At 69.1% G+C, this 26,351-nt stretch carries 26 protein-coding genes; 13 read left to right on the top strand and 13 right to left on the bottom strand.

Going from position 1 to position 26,351, the window contains the following annotated elements:
• Positions 1 to 5: 5 nt before the first annotated feature.
• The 4 genes from AC2YHT_RS00270 to AC2YHT_RS00255 form a co-directional block, all read right to left on the bottom strand.
• Positions 6 to 1,358 carry a lipocalin-like domain-containing protein gene (locus tag AC2YHT_RS00270; protein ID WP_487287627.1) on the bottom strand — a complete coding sequence of 451 codons (1,353 nt, stop codon included), beginning with the start codon at positions 1,356 to 1,358 and terminating at the stop codon, positions 6 to 8.
• A 158-nt stretch (positions 1,359 to 1,516) separates the two neighbouring features.
• Complete coding sequence (gene uvrC / locus AC2YHT_RS00265; protein WP_487287930.1) at positions 1,517 to 3,445, bottom strand: excinuclease ABC subunit UvrC; 1,929 nt, start codon at positions 3,443 to 3,445, stop codon at positions 1,517 to 1,519.
• A gap of 17 nt (positions 3,446 to 3,462) precedes the next feature.
• Positions 3,463 to 3,789 (bottom strand): type II toxin-antitoxin system RelE/ParE family toxin, encoded by a 327-nt coding sequence (locus tag AC2YHT_RS00260; protein WP_487287626.1) that lies wholly within the window; start codon positions 3,787 to 3,789, stop codon positions 3,463 to 3,465.
• On the bottom strand, positions 3,741 to 3,992 hold the full coding sequence (locus AC2YHT_RS00255; RefSeq protein ID WP_487287625.1) for a hypothetical protein: 252 nt from the start codon (positions 3,990 to 3,992) through the stop codon (positions 3,741 to 3,743). Before AC2YHT_RS00255 ends, AC2YHT_RS00260 begins: the two co-directional genes overlap by 49 nt.
• 62 nt (positions 3,993 to 4,054) lie before the next feature.
• Here AC2YHT_RS00255 and AC2YHT_RS00250 point away from each other — a divergent pair, with 62 nt between their 5' ends.
• The 7 genes from AC2YHT_RS00250 to AC2YHT_RS00220 all read left to right on the top strand — a co-directional run bounded on the left by AC2YHT_RS00250 (position 4,055) and on the right by AC2YHT_RS00220 (position 11,656).
• Entirely contained in the window at positions 4,055 to 4,675 is a 621-nt protein-coding gene (locus tag AC2YHT_RS00250) for a TIGR02466 family protein (protein WP_487287624.1), read from the top strand.
• A gap of 174 nt (positions 4,676 to 4,849) precedes the next feature.
• Positions 4,850 to 6,886 carry a multicopper oxidase family protein gene (locus AC2YHT_RS00245; protein WP_487287623.1) on the top strand — a complete coding sequence of 679 codons (2,037 nt, stop codon included), beginning with the start codon at positions 4,850 to 4,852 and terminating at the stop codon, positions 6,884 to 6,886.
• Between the two features lie 77 nt (positions 6,887 to 6,963).
• The gene (locus AC2YHT_RS00240; RefSeq protein ID WP_487287622.1) at positions 6,964 to 8,682 is read left to right on the top strand and encodes a tyrosinase family protein; all 1,719 of its coding nucleotides are present in this window, start codon (positions 6,964 to 6,966) and stop codon (positions 8,680 to 8,682) included.
• A 43-nt stretch (positions 8,683 to 8,725) separates the two neighbouring features.
• The gene (locus tag AC2YHT_RS00235; protein ID WP_487287621.1) at positions 8,726 to 9,139 is read left to right on the top strand and encodes a hypothetical protein; all 414 of its coding nucleotides are present in this window, start codon (positions 8,726 to 8,728) and stop codon (positions 9,137 to 9,139) included.
• On the top strand, positions 9,136 to 9,954 hold the full coding sequence (locus AC2YHT_RS00230) for a DJ-1/PfpI family protein (RefSeq protein ID WP_487287620.1): 819 nt from the start codon (positions 9,136 to 9,138) through the stop codon (positions 9,952 to 9,954). Before AC2YHT_RS00235 ends, AC2YHT_RS00230 begins: the two co-directional genes overlap by 4 nt.
• Before the next feature lie 349 nt (positions 9,955 to 10,303).
• Complete coding sequence (locus tag AC2YHT_RS00225) at positions 10,304 to 11,065, top strand: phosphocholine cytidylyltransferase family protein (RefSeq protein WP_487287619.1); 762 nt, start codon at positions 10,304 to 10,306, stop codon at positions 11,063 to 11,065.
• A gap of 147 nt (positions 11,066 to 11,212) precedes the next feature.
• Complete coding sequence (locus AC2YHT_RS00220) at positions 11,213 to 11,656, top strand: hypothetical protein (RefSeq protein WP_487287618.1); 444 nt, start codon at positions 11,213 to 11,215, stop codon at positions 11,654 to 11,656.
• Positions 11,657 to 11,667: 11 nt separating this feature from the next.
• Here the strand turns inward: AC2YHT_RS00220 and AC2YHT_RS00215 are convergent, their stop codons facing one another.
• From AC2YHT_RS00215 to AC2YHT_RS00190, 6 genes are all read right to left on the bottom strand, one after another.
• Entirely contained in the window at positions 11,668 to 12,588 is a 921-nt protein-coding gene (locus tag AC2YHT_RS00215) for a phosphodiester glycosidase family protein (RefSeq protein WP_487287617.1), read from the bottom strand.
• A gap of 367 nt (positions 12,589 to 12,955) precedes the next feature.
• Entirely contained in the window at positions 12,956 to 13,717 is a 762-nt protein-coding gene (locus AC2YHT_RS00210; protein WP_487287616.1) for an NTP transferase domain-containing protein, read from the bottom strand.
• On the bottom strand, positions 13,714 to 14,868 hold the full coding sequence (bcerS, locus tag AC2YHT_RS00205) for a ceramide synthase (RefSeq protein WP_487287615.1): 1,155 nt from the start codon (positions 14,866 to 14,868) through the stop codon (positions 13,714 to 13,716). Before bcerS ends, AC2YHT_RS00210 begins: the two co-directional genes overlap by 4 nt.
• On the bottom strand, positions 14,868 to 15,929 hold the full coding sequence (locus AC2YHT_RS00200) for an LptF/LptG family permease (RefSeq protein ID WP_487287614.1): 1,062 nt from the start codon (positions 15,927 to 15,929) through the stop codon (positions 14,868 to 14,870). Before AC2YHT_RS00200 ends, bcerS begins: the two co-directional genes overlap by 1 nt.
• Positions 15,926 to 17,119, bottom strand: a complete 1,194-nt coding sequence (locus AC2YHT_RS00195; protein WP_487287929.1) for an LptF/LptG family permease — start codon at positions 17,117 to 17,119, stop codon at positions 15,926 to 15,928. The genes AC2YHT_RS00200 and AC2YHT_RS00195 overlap by 4 nt, the downstream gene beginning before the upstream one ends.
• Positions 17,120 to 17,151: 32 nt before the next feature.
• On the bottom strand, positions 17,152 to 17,589 hold the full coding sequence (locus AC2YHT_RS00190; protein ID WP_487287613.1) for an HIT family protein: 438 nt from the start codon (positions 17,587 to 17,589) through the stop codon (positions 17,152 to 17,154).
• 72 nt (positions 17,590 to 17,661) lie between these two features.
• Between AC2YHT_RS00190 and AC2YHT_RS00185 the strand changes: the two genes are divergently transcribed.
• Positions 17,662 to 18,147 carry a DUF2141 domain-containing protein gene (locus AC2YHT_RS00185; RefSeq protein ID WP_487287612.1) on the top strand — a complete coding sequence of 162 codons (486 nt, stop codon included), beginning with the start codon at positions 17,662 to 17,664 and terminating at the stop codon, positions 18,145 to 18,147.
• A gap of 212 nt (positions 18,148 to 18,359) precedes the next feature.
• On the opposite strand, the gene AC2YHT_RS00180 is transcribed toward AC2YHT_RS00185, so the two are convergent.
• Positions 18,360 to 19,247 carry a metallophosphoesterase family protein gene (locus AC2YHT_RS00180; RefSeq protein WP_487287611.1) on the bottom strand — a complete coding sequence of 296 codons (888 nt, stop codon included), beginning with the start codon at positions 19,245 to 19,247 and terminating at the stop codon, positions 18,360 to 18,362.
• 150 nt (positions 19,248 to 19,397) lie between these two features.
• Here AC2YHT_RS00180 and AC2YHT_RS00175 point away from each other — a divergent pair, with 150 nt between their 5' ends.
• From AC2YHT_RS00175 to AC2YHT_RS00155, 5 genes are all read left to right on the top strand, one after another.
• Entirely contained in the window at positions 19,398 to 20,447 is a 1,050-nt protein-coding gene (locus AC2YHT_RS00175; protein WP_487287928.1) for a CDP-alcohol phosphatidyltransferase family protein, read from the top strand.
• Positions 20,447 to 21,358 (top strand): diacylglycerol/lipid kinase family protein, encoded by a 912-nt coding sequence (locus tag AC2YHT_RS00170; protein ID WP_487287610.1) that lies wholly within the window; start codon positions 20,447 to 20,449, stop codon positions 21,356 to 21,358. The genes AC2YHT_RS00175 and AC2YHT_RS00170 overlap by 1 nt, the downstream gene beginning before the upstream one ends.
• Positions 21,355 to 22,281 (top strand): hypothetical protein, encoded by a 927-nt coding sequence (locus AC2YHT_RS00165; RefSeq protein WP_487287609.1) that lies wholly within the window; start codon positions 21,355 to 21,357, stop codon positions 22,279 to 22,281. Before AC2YHT_RS00170 ends, AC2YHT_RS00165 begins: the two co-directional genes overlap by 4 nt.
• 32 nt (positions 22,282 to 22,313) lie before the next feature.
• Positions 22,314 to 22,859: a helix-turn-helix domain-containing protein gene (locus AC2YHT_RS00160; RefSeq protein WP_487287608.1), complete on the top strand. Its 546-nt coding sequence runs from the start codon at positions 22,314 to 22,316 to the stop codon at positions 22,857 to 22,859.
• Between the two features lie 619 nt (positions 22,860 to 23,478).
• Entirely contained in the window at positions 23,479 to 24,693 is a 1,215-nt protein-coding gene (locus AC2YHT_RS00155) for an MFS transporter (RefSeq protein WP_487287607.1), read from the top strand.
• A gap of 187 nt (positions 24,694 to 24,880) precedes the next feature.
• Here AC2YHT_RS00155 and spt read toward each other — a convergent pair whose 3' ends face one another.
• Positions 24,881 to 26,095 carry a serine palmitoyltransferase gene (gene spt, locus AC2YHT_RS00150; RefSeq protein ID WP_110118121.1) on the bottom strand — a complete coding sequence of 405 codons (1,215 nt, stop codon included), beginning with the start codon at positions 26,093 to 26,095 and terminating at the stop codon, positions 24,881 to 24,883.
• 3 nt (positions 26,096 to 26,098) lie between these two features.
• Positions 26,099 to 26,350, bottom strand: a complete 252-nt coding sequence (locus tag AC2YHT_RS00145; protein WP_198575767.1) for an acyl carrier protein — start codon at positions 26,348 to 26,350, stop codon at positions 26,099 to 26,101.
• Position 26,351 lies beyond the last annotated feature (1 nt).

Genomic DNA, 26,351 nt, shown 5'->3' with positions numbered 1-26,351 from the left:
AAGGTTTAGAGCGCCTGTTCGATCCAGCCCGTCCCGGAGGTCGGCTTGCCCTGGAAGGTCCCTTCGGCGGAGGCGATGCCTTCGTAGATCGAGCCGGTGGGCAGGAGCGGGAACTCCTGGTCGGGAACCAGGGCCTTGAAGTTGAGCACCGCGTCGAAGCCGGCGATGTCGAGCTGGTAGTCGAGATAGTACTGGGTCTTCGAGTGCGGGCTGATCCAGGGGCGGTCGGCGATCATGACGCCCGACACCAGGTACATCTGGCCGTCCGGGTCCTGCAGGGTGACCTCGCAGGGCACGGGCTCGCCCGGGTTGGGCTTCTTGTTGGGGCCGTACAGCACGTAGTGATTCGACAGGGTCCAGCCGTTGTCGAGCTGGGCGTTCTGCAGCAGCCACTTCACCGGATTGGCGGCCGAGCCGAAGAAGCCGTACTCGTGGTCCATCCAGGTCTTGCCCGTGACCTCGAAGACCTCGCCGTCGATGGTGATCGTGCCGGCGGCGGCGACGTTGGTCAGCGAGTAGTAGTAGTTGCCCGTCTGCAGGTGCGAGCCCCAGGCCGGCGGCAGGACCTGGCTGACGCCCGTGCCCCACACCAGGAAGGGGTCGCCTTTCTGCGACATGGTCAGGTCGAACACCACTTCAGTGCCCGTGGCGTCGTCGGTCAGCTTGGTGACCACGGCCATGTTCTGGGTCGGATCGCCCCAGGCCGCGTCCATGGTGATGAAGGTGTGCACGGCCTTGGCCGTGGCGCCCGAACCGGCGCCGCTGGGATCGCTGATGGTGATGTCGGGAAGCGAGGTGTAGCCGCGGCCGAGGTTGGCGACCTGGATCGAGGCGATCATGCCGCCGACGATCACCGGATAGGCCACGGCCTGCGAGCCGCCGCCGCCCGACACCGTCACCACCGTGTGGGCCGGATCGTAGCCCGAGCCGGGATTGGTCACCTTGACGGCGGTGAACAGGCTGCCGGCCTTGCCCAGGCCCACGTGCCAGTCGCGAGCGACGTCGTGCTCGGCCCAGGTCGCCGGATCGTAGCCGGCGGGCGTGTTGTAGACCGTGGTGGCCTGGTAGTGCTTCTGGTTCTGCACGTCGGTCAGCATGATCTGCGAGAAGCCGAAGGCCGGCGCGCGGCCCGGGAACGACGCGGCGTTGATCTCGAAGCCGAACACCCGGTCGCCGGCCTTCAGCGTACCGATGTGCCACCACCACTCGGTCGGCGCGTCGCGGTGCAGGTAGTGGTCGGCGGGCAGGTGGATCACCGACTTCGAGCGCGGGACCGGCACGGGCGCGGCGGTGTCGGCGCAGGCGTCGGCGAGCGGGCGCGCGAGGCCTCGGCCCCGCAGGAACGGCAGAATGGTCATGGCGATGTTTTCCCCAGGCGGCTCCGGGCGGCGCGCCCGGCGCACGCCGCATGTCAGGTTGCAGACATGTCCAGAGCGGCCGGAGGTTGCGTTCACCTAACGGCGTTGTCAATCGCCGCCCCGGGTCGTTTTGGGCGCCGATTTTGGGGGAGAGGTGGTCAGCTCTTGCGGAAGAAGGCGTGGATGCGCTCGGCCAGGGCCTGGCTGACGCCGTCGACCTTCACGAGGTCTTCGACGCTGGCCCGGCCGACGCCCTTGGCCGAGCCGAAGGCGTGCAGCAGGGCCTTCTTGCGGCCGGGACCGACCCCCTCGATCTCGTCGAGCGGGTTCTTCTTCAGGTCCATGCTGCGGCGGGTGCGGTGGGCCCCGATGGCGAAGCGGTGGGCCTCGTCGCGCAGGCGCTGTAGGTAGTACAGAACCGGCGACTTGGGCTCGAGCATGAACGGCGTCTGGCCGGGGATGAAGAAGCGCTCCAGCCCCGCGTCGCGGTCCGGTCCCTTGGCGACGCCGACCACGGGGATGTCGTCGACCCCCAGATCGGCCATGATCTCCAGCGCCGCGTCGAGCTGGCCCTGGCCGCCGTCGACCAGCACCAGGTCGGGGCGGTTGGCGTCGTCGCCTTCTTCCTCTTCCTTGACCAGGCGGGCGAAGCGGCGCTTCAGCACCTCCTTCATCATGCCGTAGTCGTCGCCGGGCGTGAGCTCGGTGCTCTTGATGTTGAACTTGCGGTACTGGCCCTTCATGAAGCCTTCCGGCCCGGCCACGATCATGCCGCCCACGGCGTTGGTGCCCTGGATGTGGCTGTTGTCGTAGACCTCGATCCGCTCGGGCGGGGCGTCCAGCTTGAAGGCCTCGGCGACGCCGGCCAGCAACTTGGTCTGGGCGCTGCCCTCGGCCATCCGGCGGCCCAGGGCCTCCCTGGCGTTGGTCAGGGCGTGGCCGACCAGGTCGGCCTTCTCGCCGCGCTTGGGCACGGCGATCTCGACCTTGCGACCGCTCTTCAGGGCGAAGGCTTCGCTCAGCAGTTCGACCTCGGCCGGCTGGACGTTGGCCAGGATCAGGCGCGGGATCGGCTTGTCGTCGTAGAATTGGCCAAGGAACGCGGTGATGATCCGCTGCTCCTCGGTGGCGCCTTCCTCTTCGTCTCCGCCTTCTTCCTGAGTGGCCGCGCCGGTGATCCGCGGGAAGTAGGCGTGGTTGCCCCAGTTCTGGCCGGCCCGGAAGAAGAACACCTGCACGCAGGCCTGGCCGCCCTCGACATGCAGGGCGACGACGTCGGCCTCGTCGACGGTCTCGGGATTGATCTGGCTTTCCTGGGCGACGGCGGCCAGGGCGCGGATGCGGTCGCGCAGGCGGGCGGCGCGCTCGAACTCCAGGTCCTCGGCGGCGGCCTCCATCTCCTTGGCCATGGTCGCCATCACCGCGCGGGACTTGCCGCGCAGGAAAGCCTCGGCCTGGTCGACCAGGGCGCCGTAGTCCTCCAGGCTGACCAGGCCCGTGCAGGGGGCGGCGCAGCGCTTGATCTGGTGCAGCATGCAGGGCCGGTCGCGCGTCTCGTAGACGCTGTCGCTGCACGAGCGCAGCAGAAAGGCCTTCTGCAGGGTGTTGAGCGTGCGGTTCACCGCCCAGGCGCTGGCGAAGGGGCCGAAATAGTCGCCCTTGATGGTGTGGGCGCCGCGATGTTTCCGCAGCTGGGCGGCGTCGTGGTCGCGGCGGATGAGAATCTCGGGAAAGCTCTTGTCGTCGCGCAGCAGCACGTTGAAGCGCGGCTTCAGCTGCTTGATCAGGTTGATCTCGAGCAGCAGGGCGTCGGCTTCGGTGCGGGTGGTGACGAACTCCATGGCCCGCGTGGCGTCGACCATGTGGGCGATGCGGTTGGTGTGGAAGCGGCCTTGGGCGTACTGCACCACGCGCTTCTTCAGGCTCTTGGCCTTGCCGACGTACAGCACCTCGCCGCCGTCGCCGATCATGCGATAGACGCCCGGCGCGTCGGGCAGGCGCGTCACCTCGTCCTTGATCAGGGCGGCGCCGGCGAGGCGAGGGGAGGCGTCGGTGTCGGTGGTGGTGTCGGTCACGATGGGAGATATAGGCGAGTCCGGCGGGTTCAGCGACGTTCGAGGCTGTGATGAACGGTCGCGATCAGCACTCTGGTTGCTTCGACCCGATAGCGAACGACATAGCCGTGAGCGCCGAAGGAAACGAAGAGTTCGCGGCCGCGGCTTCGCAATGCCTGGACGCCGCGTTCGGGAAATTCCGACAGCGACATCATTGCATTGAAGAGCAGCGGGCCTACGCGTTCGGCGGCGGCGATATCCTTGTCGATCAGCCAAGCTTCTAGTCGCCGTATGTCTTCATAGGCGCGTGGCGTGACGATGACAGGCTTCATCTCGGCGGCGAAGGGCCGTTCGATTTGCCCCAGCCGCGCATCCACGGCTCGAGATCTTCGAGGGGAATGCCGTCATCATTCGCGAGGGTCGCGTCGCATATCGCATCGACCTCGTTCCAGATCGCGGCGTCGTCCTCAAGCAGTCGCAGGGCGAAATCCTCGACGCTCTGGCCGGCGGCCTCGGCGCGCGCTCTCAGGCGTTCAGCACGTTCGCCGTCGATTGTCAGGATGATTTCGCCGTCGGCCATGTTCCTATGATGTTCCAATAGCCGTTTGTCGTCAACGCCGGCCGCCTGTATGACCCCGCTCCATGACCACCCGCTCCCTCTTCGTCACCCCGCTCTATGAAGCCAGCCTCGCCGGCGAGAAGGACTTCGAGACCTTCATCGACGAGCTGCACGACGCCTGCATCGCCGTGGCCGAGGACGACGAGGCCGGCCAGGCCTGGGCCGAGCGCAAGGGCTATCTGGGCTACACCTCCTACGCCTCGCTCGACGACCTGCCGCAGCGCGACAGCCTGTTCGCCGACCTCAAGAAGAAGCTCGACAAGCACGCCGCCGCCTTCGCCAAGGAGCTGCGCTTCGACCTGGCCGGCGGCAAGCTGGTGATGGACAGCTTCTGGATCAACATCCTGGATCCGGGCGGCCAGCACACCGGCCACATCCATCCCCACAGCGTGATCTCCGGCACGGTCTACGTGACCGTTCCGGCCGGCGCCTCGGCGCTGAAGTTCGAGGATCCGCGACTGCCGATGATGATGGCCGCGCCGACCCGCCAGGACGACGCGCCCGAGACCTTGCAGCCCTTCGTCTATGTGCAGCCAGAGCCTGGCACGATCCTGATGTGGGAAAGCTGGCTGCGGCACGAGGTGACGCCCAACCAGGCCGAGGAACAGAGGATCAGCATCAGCTTCAACTACGCCTGGCGCTAGGCTTCTAAACCTGTGCGAAAGCGCACAAAAATTGTGACTTCAAGTTTATCGGCGCAAGAGTACAGTTCTCCCAGGGGTTGAAGGATCGGGGAGGCTGCGATGGGCTATGCTCACGGGCGATGGACTGTACGTGGACGGCGTCTGGCGCTGGCGACGGGGGCGGCGTTAGCCGTCATGGCGTTGCAGGCCGCGAGCGCGGCGGCGCAGGACCGGGTCGTCGATGATCCGCGGGTGCTGGGCGCGCCGCTTCCCCCGAAGGAACTGGGCGCGGCCAAGCCGCCCGAGCCGCTGGCCCTGACCGGCACCGCCTCGAAGGACAAGAGCTACATCATCGCCCCGGCCAGCACGGCCGAAACCGGCGACCGGCGGCTGAACCTCAACGTCGTCTACACCGACGGCCAGCTCTACAACCCGGCCAACGGGCGCAACGACAAGGTCCACCTGCGCAGCTACAACGGCACCGACGTCTCGGCGACCACGCCCTATGTGGCGCCGACCATCCAGGTGCGGCCCGGCGACACGGTGCGGGTGGCGCTGGACAACAAGCTGCCGGCCGATCCCAGCTGCACCGATCCCAACTGGCTGATCAACGTGCCGCACTGCTACAACGGCACCAACCTGCACAGCCACGGCCTGTGGGTCAGCCCGACCGGCAACAGCGACAACGTGCTGCTGTCGATCAATCCCGGGGTGCAGTTCGAGTACGAATACAACATTCCGCGCGACCACCCGGCCGGCACCTTCTGGTACCATACCCACCGCCACGGCTCGACGGCGCTGCAGGTCTCCAGCGGCATGGCCGGGGCCCTGGTCATCAAGGGCGACCGCAAGCCGACCCCAAAGACCAACGGCGACCTCGACACCCTGCTCTACAAGGGCTCGGCGCCGATCCCCGAGAAGCTGCTGGTGTTCCAGCAGATCCAGTACGCCTGCCTCGACGCCAGCGGCAACATCAAGGTCAAGACCGACGCCCAGGGTAATGTGATCGAGTGGGTCTGCGACCCGGGCGACACCGGCGTCATCGAGTTCTACAGCGACGCCAACGGCAACGGCTTCGGGCCGGGCAGCTGGGGGCAGTCGGGCCGCTATACCAGCATTAACGGCCAGGTTCTCGCCACCCTGCCGGCCAAGCAGGGCGAGCTGGCCCGCTGGCGGATGATCCACGCCGGGGTGCGCGACACCATCTCGCTGCAGTTCGTGAAGATGGCCGACGGCGGGGCCGCGGCCCTGGACCGCCTGGCCGCCGCCGACGGTCCCAAGTTCCAGAAGACCTACTGCATCGGCGAGCCGGTTCCGGTCTACATCGTCGCCGACGACGGCCTGACCGACGCCCAGGCCCGCAAGACCACGGTCGTCACCCTGCAGCCAGGCTACCGCAACGACCTGCTGGTGGTTTTCCCCAAGGCGGGGAACTACTGCATGCTCGACGCGCAGACCTCGACCGCGGGCACGGTCAATGGCGAGGCTGTCGGCACCCGCCTGTTGGGCAAGGTCGCCGTCGCGCCGGGCAAGGAGGTCAAGGACATCCCGGCCTTCGTCACCGCCGAGCTGGTCGCGGCGGCCAGCGTCCAGATGCCGACTGACGTGCGCGCCAGCGTCGTGGCCGACCTCAAGGACGGGCTGAAGCTGACCCGCTTCGTGCCGCACCCGACGATCACCGACGCCGAGATCAAGGGCTCCAAGACCGAGAAGGTGCTCTTCAACATCGCCATTCCCGGCCAGAACACCAACATGCCGGTGCAATTCGAGGTCGGCTCTCAGGACTATGCGCCGCGGCCCTACGCGCCCGACCGCATCGACCGCACCCTGGTGCTGGGCACGGCCCAGGAGTGGGAGCTGCGCTCGGAATTCGTCAGCCACCCGTTCCACATCCACGTGAACCCGTTCCAGATCGTCAAGATCCTGGATCCGACCGGCAAGGACGTCAGCGAGCCCGGGGCGGTCGACGACTTCGGCCTCGACGGCGTGGATCCGCAGTACCCCGGGCTGAAGGGCGTCTGGAAGGACACCCTGTGGGTCAAGAGCGCCCAGAAGGTCGAGAACGGACCCTATCTGCCCTACACCCTGATCGTGCGCACTCGCTACCAGCGCTACATCGGCGAGTACGTCCTGCACTGTCACATCCTCGACCACGAGGACCAGGGCATGATGCAGAACGTCCAGATCGTGCTGCCCGACGGCGCCGGCGGCGTCTCGCACGGCCACCACTGAGTTTCGAGCCTTCCGGCCTCCGGCGCGATGAGCGCGCCGGAGGCCGTCGTTCGTCATCAAAATCCGAGAGCCCTTCCATGACCCACGATCCCGCGGCCGGTCCGTATTCGTCCCTGCTGCCCTCGCGCCGCGCCCTGATGGCGAGCGGAGCCGCGGCGGCGCTCGGCATGCTCGTGGCCGGGCAGGGCCAGGCCCAGCCGGCCGCCCCGACCAAGGCCCGCTGGCGGCGCTGGAACGTCAGCAGCCCGCAGGGCCAGAAGGCCCTGGCCAGCTACGCCAAGGCCATCAAGATCATGCTGGCCTTGCCGCCCGATGATCCCAACAACTGGTACAACCACGCCCTGACCCACACGGTCGACTGCCCGCACGGCAACTGGTGGTTCGTGGTCTGGCACCGCGGCTATGTCGGCCTGTTCGAGCAGGCCGTGCGCAAGATCAGCGGCGATCCCGACTTCGCCTTCCCCTACTGGGACTGGACCGCCGATCCCAAGGTGCCGGCGCAGATGTTCGAGGGCGTGCTCAATCCCAACGACGCCGCCTACATCCAGAGCCTGGACGCCTTCAACAAGGCCTATGGGCCGGTGCTGGAGACGTTCTGGAACAACCTGACCCCGGCGCAGAACGGGCAGCTGCTGATCCGCGGCCTGCGCTTCCCGGCCGACCTGCTGTTCGACATCGGGCCCAAGGGCGGGCCGATGTTCTTCGCGCGGCCCAACGCCCGCGGCTCGACGCCGCAGAACCCGGGCTTCGACGGCGTCACCAACCGGGCCGTCTCGTCCTGGATGCTCGACAACGCCCTGTCACCGCGCGACTTCATCGGCTTCGCCAGCCCCAAGTCGCAGTTCCACAGCAGCATCACCGGCTTCGGGGTGATGGAGGGCCAGCCGCACAACAAGGTGCACAACTGCGTCGGCGGCATCTGGACCGACAAGGACGGCAACACGACCTATGGCGACGGCTTCATGCAGTCGAACCTGTCGCCGGTGGACCCGCTGTTCTTCCTGCACCACGCCAATATCGACCGCATCTGGGACGTCTGGTCGCGCAAGCAGCAGGGCTACGGCTATCCGACCCTGCCGGACGACAATCCCAGCTACATCAACGGCAAGGGCGACCTGGCCAAGTGGCGGGCCGAGCCCTTCCTGTTCTTCCACGACGCCGACGGCAAGCCGGTGACCGGGGCCAAGGCCACGGCCGCCGCCTACGAGACGATCGGTTCCTTCGACTACGACTACCAGCCCGGCTCGGGCGAGAACGTCGTGCCGCCGGCGGGAACCACCAAACTGAAGGCCGGCAAGCCGGCGCCGGCGACCAAGTACGCCGCCAAGCTGAAGGCGCCCGGTCCGAGCAGTCTGGCGGCGGGCGACGTGACCCTGCCGGCCGCGGTGCTTGCCGACGCGGCCAAGCCGGGCGGGACGCACCTGCTGGCCACGATCACCGTGGACCTGCCGCCGTTCGAGCACGCCAACGACCTGGCGGTGGTGATCAACACCCCCGAGGGCCAGGCGGTGGGCGTCGACTCGCCGGGCTTCGTCACCACCCTGTCGATGTTCGGCCGTCACCTGGTGACGCGGCCGGTCAGCTTCACGGTGCCGCTGTCGCAGCCGCTGGCCAACCTGGCCAAGGCCAAGGGACCGGGCGTGGCCGCCGCCGCGCCGACGGGGCTGAGCATTCGCCTGGTGCGTCTGGCCGGTAAGCCGATGCTGTCGGCCGCCGGGCCGCACGCCCATCACGCCGACGGCGGCGCGACCACGGCCACGCCGCAGGTGCTGGACATCGTGGTCCACGCACAGTGAGCGCACGCCCAGTGACGCAGCGCTTCAGCAAGGGAGGATCCCGATGACGTTCGACGGCAAGTGGACCTATCGCAGCTACCTGAACAATCCCGAGCTGGTGGACGGCAACGCCCAGACCGCGCTCAGCCTGATCTGGGGCGAGGGCGTGTTCACGTTCGAGAGCCCGGAATGGTGCTCGCTCATTGGCACGCTCGACATGGGCGGGGGCTACGTGCTGGACCTTAAGGGCCACATCCTGCGCGAGGGGACCGGTCCCGAGGCCCTGGTGATCAACGGCTACGGCCGCGACGGCACGCCGACCGCCGGCTGGGAGTACGACTATCACTGCTGGCCGGGCTACACTTGGCCCGACGGCGTGGATCAGGTTCCGTCGCTGGTGGGCACGGTGGTGCGCGCCAAGCCGCACAACGGCGAGCCGGCTGGGGTGGTGGCCTCGTTCATCGCGGTGTTCCAGTGAGCGATGCGCGCCTGGCGGCCCCGCCGCAGCCCGACCTGCCGCCGTTCACGGTGGGCATCGTGCTCTATCCGGGCGTCGACATCCTCGACGTCTCGGGGCCGCACGAGGTGTTCGCCTTCTTCGACGCCTCGGTGATCGGCCGGACAAGCCAGGTGGCGGTGGTGGCCGCCACCACCCAGCCGATCCAGACCTCCGGCCCGCTGAAGGTGGTGGCCGAGTACGACTTCTGCTCGTGCCCGCATCTGGACATGCTGTTCGTGCCGGGCGGCGGAAACGGCCTGCAGGAGACGATCGGCGACAAGGACCTGCTGGCTTTCCTCGTCGAGCGGGCCAAGACGGCGACCTATGTCGTTTCGGTCTGCACCGGCGGGCTGATCCTGGCCTCGGCCGGCCTGCTGGACGGCTATCGGGCGACCACCCACTGGGCCTTCATCGACTGCCTGAAGCTGTTCCCCGACGTGACGGTGGTCAACGGCTGCCCGCGCTGGGTGAAGGATCGCAACCGCGTCACCGGCGGCGGCATCTCGTCGACGGTCGACGAGTCGCTGTTCATGGTCCAGACGATCGTGACCGACCTGGCCGGCGGGCCGGACGCGGCCGACAAGGCCGCCCTGGCCACCCAGAAGGTGCAGCTGTCGATCCAGTACCATCCCGACCCGCCGTTCCCGGGGGGCGATCCGTGCTCGGTCGACTACGCCGTCTACGAGCCGGTCAACGCCGGCATGACGGATTTCCGCGCCAGCATCGACGCGGCCATCGAAAAGCGGCTGCATCCGACGGCGGCGGCGAAGGTCGGGGCGACGGTCGAGGCGTAACGGAGCCTGAGGTCGCCTGAGGCTCAACCTCCTCCGAGCATCCCCGCGCAGGCGGGGATCCAAGCCGAGGTGGCGGGGAGACCACGGCCACGCCTCATCCTGAACGTCAGCTTGGGTCCCCGCCTGCGCGGGGATGGGCGGATTTTAAACTGTCCGCTCGGTCTTCAGTCACCGAACCTGCGCCGCGCCCCCAGGCGCACATTGTCGCAAATCGGCCTTTTGCGGGACGTCGGGCCTTGCCGCGGCTATGGTCGCGCCCAATTTGCGCTGGTAAGGCTCGCTTCGAGTCGCTTCCTCGCCCTTTTCGTTCCGCCTTCGCCGCTTCGCGCGGCGCGTTCGAGTTTCCCGCATGCAGTCGCCGGTCAAAGCCATCATCCTCAGCGCCGGGCAGGGCAAGCGCCTGTCGCCGCTGACCGACACCCGGCCCAAGTGCCTGGTCGAGCTGTCGGGCCGCTCGGTCCTGGAATGGCAGATCCGCCACCTGCACCGCGCTGGCGTCGCCGAGGTGGTGGTGGTCACCGGCTTCGCCGCCGACCTGGTCGAGGCCGAGCTCGCCAAGCTGCGCCTGCCGGGCCTGACCGTGCGCACCCTGTTCAACCCGTTCTACAGCGTCAGTGACAACCTGGCCTCGGTGTGGATGGCGCGCGCCGAGATGCAGGGCTCGTTCCTGCTGCTGAACGGCGACACCCTGTTCGAGCCGGCCATCGCCGAGCGCCTGCTGTCGGCCCCGCCGGCCCCGATCACCGTCACCATCGACCGCAAGGCCGGCGGCTACGACGCCGACGACATGAAGGTGCGCACCGAGGGCGACGCCCTGCGCGAGATCGGCAAGACCATCACCGAGTACGACGCGGAGTCGATCGGCTTCCTGCGCTTCGAGCCCGAGGGCGCGGCGTTGTTCACCGACATCGTCGAGCGCGCCCTGCGCACGCCCGAGGGCCTGCGCCGCTGGTACCTGTCGGCCATCGACCAGATCGCCCGCGCCCACGACGCCGTGGCCGTGCGCTCGATCGAGGGCCTGGACTGGGCCGAGATGGACTTCCCCGAGGACCTGCCCAAGAACCGCGAACTGGCGGAAGCCTGGGCGGCCGCCGAGGCGACCCCAGCCTGAAACGACGAGGCGGCGCCTGCTCTTTCGGCAGGCGCGCGATCTCCTCCGATGGGGCGACGTTAGTCGTTCCTCCAAAGAATGTGTCATGCGCCAATGCGATCATAGGTTGCGCGAAATCGTCGCGCGACCATGGATCGAGGAAGCGCCATGCCCGACGCCACCACCCTCAAGCTGACGGTCTACAAGCCCGACATCCTGGCCGACGGCCAGGTGGGCTTCGACTACGAACTGGCCCTGGTCGTTGCCGAGGAGAAGGCCGACCTGCTGACGGCCGCCTGCGCCGCGCCCGAGGCCGCATCAACCGCGCGGTGCGAGGTGCTTCCGGTGACGGGGACGCTGTCGTTCCCCAATCCGGCCGCGCCGGTGATCTCGCCGTTCACCGGGCTGCTGTTCATCTACGACAACGCCCCGGCCATCGGCTTTCCGCTGTCGATCATGGCCAGCAGCACCAGCGACGAGCTGCTGCAGTTCAGGCTGAATCTGTGCTTCCCGTCGGTGTCGACCGACCCGCTCTCGGGCTCGATCGTGTTCGGCGACTGGCCGGGGCCGCTCAGCAACGTGGCGGCCAGCTTCCTGTCGCCGCGGGCCTAGGGCGCTAGGCCCTAGCGGGCGTCCAGCACCCGCACGCCCAGCTGGTTGGCCACCGGCCGCTCGCGCCCGGGCACGCCGGTGTGGATCGGCGAGTTCAGCACGCGCGGACGGCCAAAGCCGTCGTCCACGGCCAGGGTGGTCGAGCCGCCGCCGTCGAGGTTGATGGCGTCAGCCGCGCCCAGGTCGCGGAAGAAGGCGGTCAGTTCGGCCAGGGTCGCGCCCTCGCTGATCACGGTCTGGCGGCCATCTACCACCACCAGCCAGCCGGTGCGGCCGTCGGCCGAGACGCCTAGGGCGGTGCGCGGATGGCGGTCGGCGGCGTATTTCGGCCCGGCGTGCTTGAACGACTGCTCGGCCCCGTCGACCAGCAGCACCGGCCCGGCGGCGACCGCGTCGATCACGTCCCAGCGGCAGGTGTGGCCCGAGCGGATCTCGACGAACGACGGATGGATGCAGAGGATGGCGTTGACGCGCGGGTCGAGCTCCGGAACCTCCGGCGGGGCGACGACGGCGCCGGCGACGATCACCTTGCCGACCGGATCGACGTGCTGGCCGGCGTGGGGCACGAAGTCGTCGCCGCCACGCGCCCCGGGCTTGAAGGGCGTGAAATAGCTGGCGTTGACGGCCAGCAGGGCGCCCGAGGCGGTCACGAAGTCCGACGTGGTGCGGGCGTGGTACTGGCCGGCCCCGTCATTGGGCGGCGAGACGAACAGCTGCACCTTCGGATTGGCCAGGTCCAGCCGCACGACGTGGAACACCTGCCGCAGCGGGTTTTCGCGCGTCTCGCTCCAGTAGGTGACGCCTTCGGAGAGGGTGCTGGTCTCGCTGCGGCCGAAGGCCGTCTGCGGGGTGGCGGGGATATGGACGCTGGCGCAGGCGGACAGCAGCAGAAGACCGCCGATGGCGGCGGCGCGGAGAGCGGATCGGAACACGGGCAGGACTTTGAAATCGGAAAACAGGCCGCCGCCGTCGGGTAGGCGACGGCGGCGTTCGACCGGCAGATAGGGGGCGTGGCGGTGGCTTGCAAAGGCCGTCGGCCGCGTTTCTCCGAGAGGTGACGTCCAAGCCACAGACGTTGGTTTACGGGTGCGAAAGCCTCGCTCCTCGAGCAGGGCTAGGCCGGATCGACATTCACCGGCCTGAGCTCATTTTTCACCGAGCCTCCCCGCGAAGGCGGGGATCCAAGCTGAGGTTGCGGTCGATCCACGGTCGCGCCTCATCCTGAAATCCAGCTTGGGTCCCCGCCTTCGCGGGGATGCGCGGATTTGAAGGTCGCAAATAGCTGAATGTCGATCCGACCTAGGCCGTCTCGCCGACGATCCTGCGCACCAGATCCAGATCCGCCGGCTTGTCGACGTCGACCGCCGCCAGGCCGTCCTGGGCGCGCACCGCCGCCGCCTTGACGCCTGCCAAAGCGCCGAGGCGGGCGATGGCTTCGTCGAGGGTCAGCAGGCCCAGCAGGTAGCGGACCAGAAGGCCCGGGCCGAGCATGGCGGCGATCTTCCAGGGCTGCTTGCGATTCTGCTCGACGCGGCGCCACAGGGCGATGGCGGGCAGGCCGGCCTCGCTACGGAACAGGAAGAGGTTGCAGCCCGAGAAGCGGCCGTCGCGGAACTTCAGATAGGTGCGCTGGGTGTCCGGCGCGGCGGCGCGGACGCGCTCTTCCGGGGCCAGCATCAGGGCGACGTCGGCGCCTTCCGGGGCGTCGGCCAGGAACTGGGTGATCCACTCGGGCTTCAGCAGCGCGTGGTCGACCGTGGTGATCAGCAGCGGGAAGCCCAGGCTCTCCGCGCCCTCGCGAACGCTCTGGCTGGGGCCCTCGGTCGAGGCGGCGATGGCGGTTACGCCGGCCGGCAGGGCCGAGACGATGGCCGAGTCTGAGGTCGAGACGCCGACCGCCTGCGCGCCCGCCGCCTGCACCGCGCCGAGCACGCGGTCCAGCAGGGTGCGTCCCTCCAGCGTGATCAGCCCCTTGTGCGAGACGCCGGCATAGGCGGCGGCGCTGTCGATCTCGCCCGGCCGCGAGCCGGCCAGGACGAGGGCCTTGAATCCCTGGATCACAGCGCCTTCTCGTAGACGCGATAGGTCTTGTAGATCTCCGAGCCGATGGCCTCGGCGATGCGGCGCATGGGCATGTTCTCTTCCAGCACCCACGAGATCTCGAAGCGCTCGTAGCCCAGCGCCAGCGCCGAGGTGCGGCCGGCGTGCATCATCTGGAACGGCAGCATGCGGCCGCGGATGCCCTCGGCGAACTTGCGCTTCACGCCCATCAGCGGAATGCGGGCCGACTTCACGCGCTTGACCTTCAGCCGCCACAGCAGCTTGGCCCAGCCGAACGGCAGCAGCTTGCCGCCGAGATCGCGGATGGCCTCGTTGACGTTGGGCAGGAACACCAGGAAGCCTGCGGCCTCGCCGTCGATCTCGGCGAACCAGGTCAGGCGCTTGTCGATCACGGCCTTGAGGGCTTTGGCCAACTGGGCGGTCTCGGCCTCGGTGGTGGGGGTGAAGCCCCAGTTGTCCTTCCAGGCGTCGTTGAGGATGTCGGTCAGGGTGGCGACCTCCTCGTCGTAGCGGCTCATGTCCAGCTGGCGCAGCACGACGCCGTCGGCCGGCGGGCGCTCGGCGCGGCGGCGCACGGCCGGCGGCAGGTCGACGTGCATCGGGGCGTAGTAGGCGTAGACGTCCTTGGCCTTGGCGTAGCCCTGCTGCTCGACGCGGCGGCCGGCATAGGCCGGGTCATGGCCCATCATCACCATCGGCGGGGTGTCGAAGCCATCGACCAGCAGGCCGACCTCCTCGTTGATCGACAGGTTGAACGGACCCAGCACGTGGGTGCGGCCGCGCTCGCGCAGCCAGGACTCGGCGGCCGCGAACAGGGCGGCGAAGACGTCGGCGTCGTCCTCGGCGGCGATCAGGCCGAAGTGGCCGTCCAGGCGGCCGGGGGTCTTCTGCGGCGTCAGCTCGTCGATCTGGGCGCTGATCCGGCCGACGTCGCGGCCGCCGCGCACGGCCAGGAACAGCTGCACCTGGGCGTGGGCGAAGAACGGGTTGGTCTTGGGCGACAGGGCTTCGGTCCGCTCCAGGAACAGCGGCGTGATCCAGCTTCGATCTTTTGCGTTGAGGCGCGCGGGCAGGGCGATGAAGCGCTTCAGCTCCTCGGGCGTGCGCACGGGCAGGACCGAGATCGCCTCGGCCGCGGAATCGAAAGGCATCATCCCTCCAGGGATACGAAGGCGCGCACCGCGAGGGCGGCGAAGACGGCGGGGGCGGCCCAGGCGGCCAGGATCGGCGACAGCGAGCCGGACTCGCCCAGCGCCGACAGCAAGCCGTCGGCGACCAGGTAGACGAGGCCGGCGGCCAGTCCCGAGGTCAGCAGGATCGCGCCCTGGCCGCTGCGGAAATTGGCCCAGGCGACAGGGGCGCTGAGCAGCAGCATGACCAGGGCCGCCAGCGGTCCGGAGAAGGCCGTCTGCAGGCGGGTGGCGTAGAAGCTCTGCGGCCGGTCCGAGCCGCCGTTCTCCAGCGCCCGGCGGGCCGAGGCGGCCGAAGGGGCGGGGGCGTCGGCGAACAGGGCCTGCACGTCGGCGGGACGCAGGGCCGTGGGCCAGGTGGCCGAGGCGGCGACCATGGGTTCGACCCGGTCGCCGATGAAGCGGGTGGTGACGGGCTTTTCCAGCCGCCAGGCGCCCTTCTGGAAACTGGCGACGGGGGCGACGACCCGCTCGGTCAGGGCGCCGGACTTGTCACGGCGATAGATGGTCAGGTCGCGCAGTTCGGCGCCGTCGGCCAGGGCTTCCTTGGCGGTGACCAGGTCCTCCCCGGCGCGGAAGGTGCGGGCGGTCGGGGGCTTGCGCTCGGCGACTGGGGTGGTGGCGGCCCACCAGGCGCTGAGCGTCGGGTCGGTGCGCGGCGAGATCACCTGGGCGCACAGGGCGTCGAGCGACAGCACGGCGATCGCCACCGGCACGGCCATCAGCACGATGCGATAGCCCGAGATCCCGCTGGCGCGCATGGCGACGACGGCGTTCTCGCGGGCCAGCTGCGAGAAGGCGAACAGGCCGCCGGCCAGCACGCCCAGCGGCGCGACCTGCTCGAACAGGCGCGGGGCGCGCAGGGCGGCGTAATAGAACACCCCGGCGACGCCCAGGCCGCGGTCGAGGATGTCGGTGGTGACTTCCAGCAGGTCGAGGATCTGCAGGATGGCCATCAGGATGAGGATGGCGCCGAGCACCCGGGTGGCCACGGTGCGCAGGACATAGAGCGGCAGCTTCATGCGGCGCGCTCCTTGCGCTGGAAGGCTCTCAGCACGCGGCGGAACCAGGCGCTCATGGCCAGGACCAGACGCGAGATCGGCGTGTCGCCAGGCCGCGTGCGGCTGCCGACGAACAGCCAGACGGCCAGGCCCGTGAACACCAGGAAGGGCGCGCCGACGGCGGGGATGGGCGCCAGGCGACCGGACTCGGCCAGGCTCTGGCCCAGCAGCAGGCTGTGCTGGAAGGCCAGCAGCAGCACTCCGGCCAGCAGCAGGCCTGGCGCGCGGTTGCCGCGCTTGGCGGCCAGGCCCAGCGGGAAGGCCAGCAGCGGCAGGAACGGCAGGAAGGCGGCGCGGGCCAGGCGGCCGTAGAACTCGGCCCACAGGGTGGCCTTGGGCACGACCGGGTTGGGCGAATTGGCCTGGCGGGTCAGTTCGACCAGGGTCAGCTCGCGCTCGTCGCCGCCTCTGGCGCGAAGGAGCCCGGCGGCGGCCTTCAGCGGGGCCTGGGTGGTCAGGTCGTCGAAGGCCAGGCTGCGGTAGTTGCCGCGCGCGTCGCTGCCGATGCGGCGGCCCGACCTCAGGCGCATGGTCACGGTCTTGCCGTCGGCGGCGACCTGCAGGGTGGCGCTGGCGGCGGTGATCAGCTCTTCGTGGCCGGCCGCGTCGGGACGTCGGATGAAGACGCGGGTCAGGGTCTGGCCGGCCAGGTCGGCGCTGTCGGCCGTCATCAGCGAGCCGTCGTCGTCGATGAAGGCCCCGCCCGAGAGGCGGCCGTTCCAGCCGGCGTTGACGGCCGCGTGCATGACGGCGCGATAGGCGTAGCGGCTGTAGGGCTGGACGTAGCCGAACACGGCGATGCTGAAGACGCTGAGCGCCAGGCCGATGCAGACGAAGGGCGCGGCGACCCGTTCGAGGGATTGTCCGCCGGCCAGCAGGGCGTCGATCTCCGAGCCGTCCGACAGCTTGCTGATGACGATGAACAGCGCCACGAAGAAGGCCACCGGTAGGGCCAGGCCCAGATAGTGCGGCACCAGGTTGAGGGCCAACTGGGTGACGTAGTCGAAGCGGGCGCTGCTCTGCGACAAGAGGTCGAGCAGGCGCAGCACGCGCTCCAGCAGCAGGGCGACGACAGTCAGGCCCAAACACCCGACCAGCGGCCAGAACAGCAGGCGCAGCAGATAGCGGTCGATCAGGCCAAGGGCCGTCAACCGCCGCGGATCGGGTTTCTTCCTCTTGCGGCTCACGCGGCGACCCACGCCTCGGCGAAGTCCTGGGCCAGGCGGGCGACGGCGTCGTCGTCCAGCGCGACGGCCGTTCCCAGGGCCGGCGCGGCCGGCCAGCCGGCGTCGGGGAAGCTCGCTCCCTCGTGCTCCCGCGCGCCCTCATAGCGGGGCAGAACGTGGAAATGGACGTCGCGGTCGACCATCATCAGCATCAGGTAGTTGATCTTCTCGTACGCAACCTTGGTCTTCAAAACGCGTTCGATCCCGGCGATCGCCGTCTGCATGTCGGCGAAGGCTTCGGGGCTCAACTCCGAAAAGGCGTGAGCGGGTTCCTTGCATACGAGGACGAGAGACCCGAAAGTCGGCTGCTTGGGACGGACCAAGACCAGCCAGCGATCGGTCTCCGCGACTTTCGAGCGGGGATAGCCGAACGCGAGGGCTGTGGGATTGGGCATACGGCAACCGATACTGCGGGCGAGTCCGGACGCGGATCGCGACGCGGCGACAATAGGGACACGACGTTTTACATGGAAGCACGAACCGTTCTTCCAGGCTTGGCGGCGCTAGGGACGCTGCTGGGCGTGCTGGGGATGGCGGCGCCGGCGGCGGCGAAGCAGGACTGCGTCGGACGCGACACCGGCGTTCGGCTGACGGTCGAGGTCGGAAAGCTGAAGTCCGACTCGGGCCTGGTGACGGTGACGATCTATCCGTCCGATCCCAGCCGATTCCTGGCCCCGCGCGGCAAGCTGTTGCGCCTGCGGGTGCCGGCCAGCGCCCCGACCACCGAGGCCTGTTTCAACCTGCCCAAGGCCGACATCTATGCGGTGGCCGTCTATCACGACAGCAACGGCAACAAGGACTTCGACCGCAACGCCGTGGGCGTGCCGACCGAAGGCTACGGCTTCTCCAACGACGCCCCGTCGCGCTTCGGCGTGCCGTCGTTCGATTCGGCGCGGATCAACGTGAAGTCGGGGGAGAATACGATCCGGGTGCGGATGCGGTACGGGAAGTAGGGGCCTTCGGCGGCCGTTTTTCTCAGACTTCTTCTTTTTCGCCTTCCTGGGCCTTGTGCCCAGGATCCATGTGTCCGCCGGCGATGCGTCGCCGGTGGACGCGAGGCGACCAACGCCCCGCAAGCGGAACAATGGGCCCTAGGCACAAGGCCTAGGGAGGCGAGTTTTTTGGGCTGAAAGGAATCGGGAGCGCGTTCTCCCCACACCCTCGCTCAAGCCAGCGAATACCGCCCCAGCTCCCGAATCCCGCCGGTCTCCGGGTCCAGCCCGCGCGCCACGACCCGCAGCGAGAAACCGCCGTCGCGCTCCTCGATCTCCAGCGCGTGCCAGCGGGCCGGCGAGTGGCCGCCGCTCCAGGCCGAGGCGGAGGGTACGCCCAGCACCGGGATCGCCTTGCCGTCCGGACCGGGCACGGTCGCCGTCAGCGATTCGTGGGCGTGGCCGTGCAGGACGAGGTCGGCGCCACGGCGGGCGAGGACGGCGCGCAGGTCGGCCTGATCCTCCAGCGCCTTGCGCGACGACACGGCTCCGGCGTTGGGTGGATGGTGCAGCAGCACCACCTTGAAGCGGTCGCCATAGGCCGGATCGGCCAGCAGGGCGTCGAGCTTTTCGAGCTGGTCCGAGCCGAGGCGGCCGGTGGCCAGGTGCGGGGCGGTCGGCACTGCCGAGCACAGGTTGAACAGGGCCACCGGTCCGCGCAGCCGCACCTGCGGGAAGGCCGCCTCCTCGTCGTCGCCCAGCCAAGCGGTCCAGGGGGCGAAGCGGCCTTGCGCGCTCTCGCCGACCAGGGCGTCGTGGTTGCCGGGGCTGACGGTGACGGTCTCGGCCGGACCCAGGGTTCGCAGCCAGCGCGTCGCGGCTTCGACCTCGGCCTGCGAGGCGAAGTTGGTCAAATCGCCGGTGATCGCCACATGGTCGGGGGCGTGGGCCTGCAGGTCGGCGACGAGTGCGGCCAGCACCTCGGGCCGGTGGACCTTGCGCTTGCGGCGCCAGGCGATCCGGCTCAGCAGGCGCTTGGAGGCGAGGTCGCGCAGCCGAAAGGCGCCCGGCGGCGGCGGCAGGTGAGGGTCGGAAAGATGGGCGAGGCGGAATATCGACAAGAGCGGCCGGTGCGATTGTGGCGGATTGCGACGAAGCTGCTTATCAATCGCCTCGGCTTTCAAGGGGTTTAAGTTCCGGTGACGGGTGAAATCAATCCGGCAGGTTCGTGCGCCGTGACGGTGGGCGAGAGCCAGGGACGCATCTGGGGCATGACCTCGGGCGAGCGGCTGTCGCGCATCTATCGACGGATCGGCCTTTCCGAGGGCGCTGGAGAAGGTGACACGGTCGCCGTCCACGCCGGCTGGGTGTTCGACGAGTCGCTGATCAAGGCCCTGGCCGGACGGTCCTGGGCGGTGCTGGTCGACGACACAGGCGCGGCTGTGGCGGTCAACGCCCCGGCCGAGGTGGCGCAAGCCGCCGTCGCGGCCCTGGCGGCTGGCGGCGATCCCGCGAGCGTCGATCCGCGCTTCATCCGCCTGACCGCGCTGGAAGTGGGCTCGGCCTACAACAGCGCCCTGCGCAAGCGCGAGCCGCCGGTGCTGGAGCGCCTGGACAAGGACACCGTCCGCGCGGTCGAGAAGCGCCTGTTCCAGGGCTCGTACAAGGGCGTCACCGATCTGGTCACCAAGTACGTCTGGCCGACCCCGGCGCGGATCGTCACCCGCTGGTGCGCCCTGGCCAAGATGACGCCCAACCAGGTGACCTTCATCGGCTTCCTGCTGACCATCGCCGCCTTCGTGCTGTTCTGGCGCGGCCAGTTCGGCTGGGGCCTGGTCTGCGCCTGGATCATGACCTTCCTCGACACGGTCGACGGCAAGCTGGCCCGGGTGACCCTGACCTCGTCCAAATGGGGCAACGTCTTCGACCATGGCATCGACCTGGTGCACCCGCCGTTCTGGTGGTGGGCCTGGTATGTCGGCGTGTTCGCCGTCGGTCTGTCGATGCCTTGGGCGCCGTGGCTGCTGGCGATCGTCGTCGGCGGCTACGTGGCCCAGCGGGTGGAGGAGGGGATCTTCCTGTCGCTCTTCAAGCTGGAGATGCACGCCTGGCGGCCGTTCGACAGCTTCTTCCGGCTGATCACCGCCCGTCGCAACCCCAACCTCATCCTGCTGACCGCCACCGCCCTGGTCGGCCGCCCGGACATCGGTTTCGTGCTGGTGGCCGCCTGGACGGCGATCTGCTTCGTCGTCCACGCCGTCCAGATCCTGCAGGGCTTCGCCGCTCCGAAGGGCTCGATCCAGAGCTGGCTGTCGCGGTGATGCGCGTCGGCGTCGTCCGCAACCCGCGCAGCCACGCCAACCAGGGGCGGGTGCATGCGCCGACGCCCGAGGGCGTGCGCGTGGTCGAGCCGGCGACGCGCGAGGCGCTGTCCGAGGAGCTTGCCCGCTTCGCCGACGAGAAGATCGACCTGCTGGTTATCGACGGCGGCGACGGCACCGTGCGCGACGTGCTGGGCCTGACCCCGGCGACCTTCGGCGACGACATGCCGATGCTGGCGGTGGTGCCCTCGGGCAAGACCAACGTGCTGGCCATCGACCTGGGCGCGCCGCGCGACTGGCGGCTGGAAGAGGCCCTGGCGGCCGCCGCCCAGCCCGAACCGCGGGTCAAGATCCGCGCCCCGCTGGAGGTGCGCTTCGCCGACGGCCGCCCGCCGCTGCGGGGCTTCTTCTTCGGCCTAGGCGCCCTGGTGCGGGCCACGGCCCTGTCCAAGCGCGTAAACCGCATGGGCGTGTTCCAGAGCCTTTCGGTGGCGGTGACCCTGGCCGGGGCCGCGATCGGCGCCCTGTTCGGCGGGGCGCGGGACCAGTGGCGTCAGGGCGTGGCGGTCAAGGTGGCCATCGACGGCGAAGCCCAGCCGGCCGGAGAGCGCTTCGTACTGCTGGCCACGGCGCTCAAGCGCCTGCCGTTCGGCCTCAAGCCCTTCGGCCCGCCGCGCGAGGGGCTGAAGGTGCTGGACGTGGATGCGCCGCCCCGGCGTCTGCTGCGCATGCTGCCGACCGTGCTGTCGGGCAAGGCCAAGCCCACCCTCGAGGCGCGCGGTTATCGCCGCCGCGACCCGGCGGCGCTCTACGCCTCGGGACAGTTCGACTTTGTTCTCGACGGCGAGGTGTTCGAGGGCGGCAAGATCGCCGTGGCCCTGGGCGCGCCGCTGCGGTTCGTGGTCGGATGAGCGCCGTCCGGCCGCTGGTCGAGGCCGAGCTGGACCAGCCGATCCCCGCGCCGATCCGCGCCTTCGCCGAGCATCTGACGACGGTGTTCCCGAGCGCCCAGGCGGTGCTGTTCTACGGCTCGATCCTGCGCACCGGCGACCTGTCGGGCGTGCTGGACTTCTATGTCCTGACGCAGCGGCCGCCGCGCGGCCTGCGAGGCCTCGCCACCCGCATCCTGTGGCCCGACGTCAGCTATCACGAGCTCGAGCACGATCTAGGCCATGGGGGCGTCACCCTGCGGGCCAAGGTCGCCTCCATGACCCTGTCGCGGTTCGCCCAGGCCGTGAAGGGGCGGGGGATCGACACCACCCTGTGGACCCGCTTCGTGCAGCCCTCGGGCCTGGTCTGGGCGGTGGACGCCGCCGCGCGCGAGACCGTGATCGAGGCCGTGCGCCGCGCCGCCCGCACCGCCGCCCGCTTCGCCACGGCCCTGGGGCCGGAGGAGGGCGCGCCGGAGATCTATTGGACGGCGCTGTTCCAGGAGACCTACGCCGCCGAGTTCCGGGTCGAGAAGTCCGGCCGCGAGGCCTCGATCCTGGCCTTCGACCCCGGCCACTACCAGCGCCTGCTGCCGGCCTGCTGGGCCGACGACGGCCGGCTGGACGGCGAGGGGCGGCCGGTCCCGGAGATGTCGGCCATCGAGCGCAAGCGGCTGAAGAGCGCCTGGCGGCTGCGGCGGGGCCTCGGCAAGCCGCTGAACGTCGCCCGCCTGGTCAAGGCGGCCTTCACCTTCCAGGGCGCGGCCCGCTACGCCGCCTGGAAGATCGAGCGCCACACCGGTTTCAAGGTCGAGCTGACCCCCTGGCGCGAGCGTCATCCGGTGCTGGCCGCGCCGGGCGTCCTGCTGAGCCTGTGGAAGTGGCGGCGGGCGCGGGGCGGCTAGCCTCCGCGCGGGCGGGGCGTTACCCTTGCGCCATGCTGCACGACCTTCCCGTCGGCCGGGCCTTGCGCAGGTTCCGGCGCCTCAACGCCGTCAAGCAGGGCCATCTGGCCGAGCTGCTGGCGGTGTCTCAGGCGACCGTGTCGCGCTGGGAGAGCGGGGCGCAGGAGCCGGACGAGGCCCATCGCGAGCGCATCGTCGCCCTGATCGCCGCCCAGGCCGACCATCGCGGCGACGCGGCCCTGAAGCGCCTGGTCGAGACCTCGACCCTGCCGGTGCACCTGGTCTGCGACGCCACCCACCAGCTGCTGGCCGTTTCGCGGCCCCGGGCGGCGACCTGGGCGGTGGATGCGTCCGAGATGCTGGGAACCTCGCTGTGGCGCTTCGCCAGTCCCGGCGTTGTGGCGGCCCAGGGCGGCCTGGCCGACGGCGGCTGGTTCGAGCGGCCCTACCAGCAGCTGCGGTTCGAGACGGGGGCGAACGGCTGCGATGACATCCCGATCCGGCCGGGCCTGCTGCAATGGGAGACCGTGCCGCTGTCGGACGGCCGCACGGGCCGGCTGGCGACGACGGTCGGGTAGCTTGGGCAACTCCTATGAAGGACGCCAGAATTGGGCTTCGCTCTGGCGGGCGATGTCCATGTGATCCTGAATGCCATCGCCGCATAACAATGTTACTGGAATTTGGAGCCTTAAAGGTCTAGCTTCAGCTCACCTCTTACGCGAGTGGTGGTGACATGAAATCCAGGGTGATCGCATTCGTCGCGGCGGCGGGGCTAGGCCTCGCTGCTGTTTCCAGCGCAGGGCAGCCAGCTGTGGCTCAACCTCGTGTTTCCGCTGTGGTGGAATTTGGACCCTTTCTGAATTGTATCGTTGGTAATCCATTCTCCAGGCCAATAATAATACGCAGTTATCAATTCAACATTAGTAGTATGATTGGAAATACTTTTTCTCCACAAGCGTGTGTGAATAACTGTGTCGTTCCTGCCGGTGGGTTCAATAAACTTTCCGGACCACCCAACGATCCGGTGATCACGGCGGCAACCTGTCTTGTGACCTACGATTTTATCTAGGCGTAGTGACTTAGTGGTTGCGATTGTCCTGTTGTCGATGAGTAATGCATTCTCAGACGGCCGCGGCCATCCGTCCCGCGTATAAGTTTTACGTGTCCTCGCGCGACGGGGCGCCCTAGACCGCCCGCATGATCCGTACATGGCTGAACATCATCGCGCTCTGGCTCATCGGGGTGCTGGCCGCCGCGCAACTGCCCAAGATCGCCGTGCTGGCGCCGGTGCTGCGCGAAACCTTCCACCTGTCGCTGGCGCAGGCGGGCCTCTTGGTGTCGCTGCTGGAGATCGGCGGGGCGGTGTTCGGCGTCGCGGCCGGACTGGCGCTGGGCCGGTTCGGCGGGCGGCGGTTCCTGGTCTCGGGGCTCGCCATCCTGCTGGTCTGCAGCATCGTCGAGGCTTTCGCGCCGAACGCCGGCGTGCTGTTTACGGCCCGGGCGGTCGAGGGCGTCGGCTACGTGCTGGTGGTGATCGCCGCCCCGACCATGATCGTCGCCATCGCGCCCGAGCGCATTCGCGGCCCGGCGCTGGTGCTGTGGAGCACCTTCGTGCCGGTCGGCGTCGCCGCCGGCAGCGGCGTCACGGGCCTGGCTGTCGCCGCGACCAGTCCGAAGGGCGCGCTGCTGCTGTGGGCCGTGCTGTGCGGTCTGGGCCTCCTGGCCGCCGCTCGCCAGGCGCGGGGCGGGCGCAGCGAGGCCCGCATGACCTGGCCGGCCCCGGCCGCCGTGATGCTGACCTTCGGCTTTGGCCTCTTCACCGTCTTCGTCTGCGCCCTGACCATGCTGCTGCCGAGCTTCCTGACCGAGCGGGTCGGCGCGAGCCTGTCGGGCGCCAGCCTGGCCACGGCTCTGGTCTCGCTGACCGCCCTGCCGGCCTCGGCCATCGCCATGCGCATCCTGCATGGGGCGGGCATGGATCCGCGCCGGGCGGTGGTGGCCACCGTGATTCCGGCGCTGCTGGCGGCGGCGGCCGTGGCGGTGTTCGTCTTCCATCCGGCGGTGGTCGGTCGCGGGGCGGTCGCCGTGTCGGTCGTCGCGGGCCTCGCCTTGCTGCTCGGCGGGGTGGCCTCGCCGATGGTGTTCGCCCGCCTGCCGAGCCTGGCCGGCGCCAGCGCTCCGGATGATCCGAGGATCGCCGCGGGCAACGGCCTGCTGACCCAGTTCGGAGCTGGCGGCGCCCTGATCGGCCCGCCGCTGGGCGGCCTGGTCGTCGGTCGCTGGGGCTGGCAGGGCCTGGGCGTCTGCGTCGCCGTGCTGGCCGTGGCCATGCTGGCGGCGCTGCTGGCGGCCGAGCGGATGGGGCGTGTCGGCGCCGAGGCCGAAGGGGACTTGGCGCCCCAGCGGACCTGACGCGGGTTGCGGGTTCAGATCCTCCCCCTCTGGGGGAGGTGGCCCAGAGGGCCGGAGGGGGCGGCGCCGGCGGCGAAGACCCCCTCAGTCGCTCCGCGACAGCTTCCCCAGAGGGGGAGCATCTGAGCAAAGAAAAAGCCCCGGCCTTGCGACCGGGGCTTTCGTCTTTTCAGCGGTTTGCCACGCCTTAAGCCGTGGCGCGCTTCTGGCCGTCGATGACGCCCAGCGCCGCGCCGACTTCGGCGAACACCTTGAGGACCTGATCGATCTGCTCGTGGGTGTGGGCGGCGCTGATGCTGGCGCGCAGCAGCGGGCGGCTGTCGGGCGTGGCCGGCGGCAGGGCGAGGTTCAGGTAGACGCCCGACTGCAGCAGGCCGTTCCACATGGCGATGGCGCGCTCGACGTCGGGCATGGTGGCCGCGACGATCGGGCTGGCGGCCGGGCCGGTGACGAAGCCCAGGGCGTTGAGGCCGTCATAGAGGCGGCAGGCGTTGCTGTTGAGCTGTTCGCGCAGCTGCGGCTTGGCGATCATCTGCTCCAGGGCCACCAGGGTCGAGGCGACCACGGCCGGGGGCAGGGAGGCGGTGAACATGTACGGGCGGCAGATCACCCGCATGACCTCGAAGTCGTCGAGGCTGGAGACGCAGAAGCCGCCGATGGCGCCCAGGCTCTTGGAGAAGGTGCCGACGATGAAGTCGACGTCGTCTTCCACGCCCGCGGCCTCGGCCAGACCCCGGCCGGTGGCGCCGAGCACGCCCATCGAGTGGGCTTCGTCGACCAGCAGGTAGCCGCCCATCTCGCGCTTGATCGCGGCGATTTCCTTGAGCGGCGCGGTGTCGCCGATCATCGAATAGATGCCTTCGACGACGATCAGGCGCTCGCCCGGGACGTCCTTGAGGCGACGCAGGCGCTTGGCCAGGTCTTCCGGATCGTTGTGGCGGAAGCGGATGACCTCGGCGTGGCCCAGGCGCGAGCCGTCATAGATCGAGGCGTGGCTGTCGGCGTCGAGGATCAGGTGGTCGCCGCGGCCCACGAGCGTGGACAGCACGCCGAGGTTGGCCTGGTAGCCGGTGGTGAACACCATGGCGTGCTTGCGGCCGTAGAACTTGGCCAGCGCTGTCTCCAGGGCCACGTGGGCCTCGAAGCTGCCGTTGGCGATGCGGGAACCGGTGGTGCCGGTGCCGCGTTCCTGCACAGCTTTGACCGAGGCGGCGATCGCCTTCTCGTCGAAGGTCAGGCCCAGATAGTTGTTGGTGCCCAGCAGGATCGTGGGACGACCGTCGACCACGCCTTCAGTGGGCGAGACCACGGCGTCGAAGCGGACGGTGAACGGGTCGGCGCCCGCCTGCTGGATGGCCTTGTACGCGTCGCGATAGGCCAGATGCTTGTCGAACAGACCCATCGGTCAAGCCTTGGTTCGGAGATCGTTGATCAGTTTGGAGAGGTCGCCGGTGGTCTCCACCGAGGCGAGGCGATCGAGGGGGATGGAGATGTCGAAGGTGTCTTCTAGCTCCATCACGATATTCATCAGGGCCAGCGAATCCACGGCGAGGTCGCGGCCGATATGGGTGTCGTGGGTCACCTCGACGGTCCGGCCGAGCACCTTGCTCGCGGCCAGGCCGATCTCACGCAAACTAAGATCCGTCACTGTATCCATG

This window comes from Caulobacter sp. SRI_008 (assembly GCF_057586355.1).
This window is presented reverse-complemented; position numbering and strand designations above follow the sequence as displayed.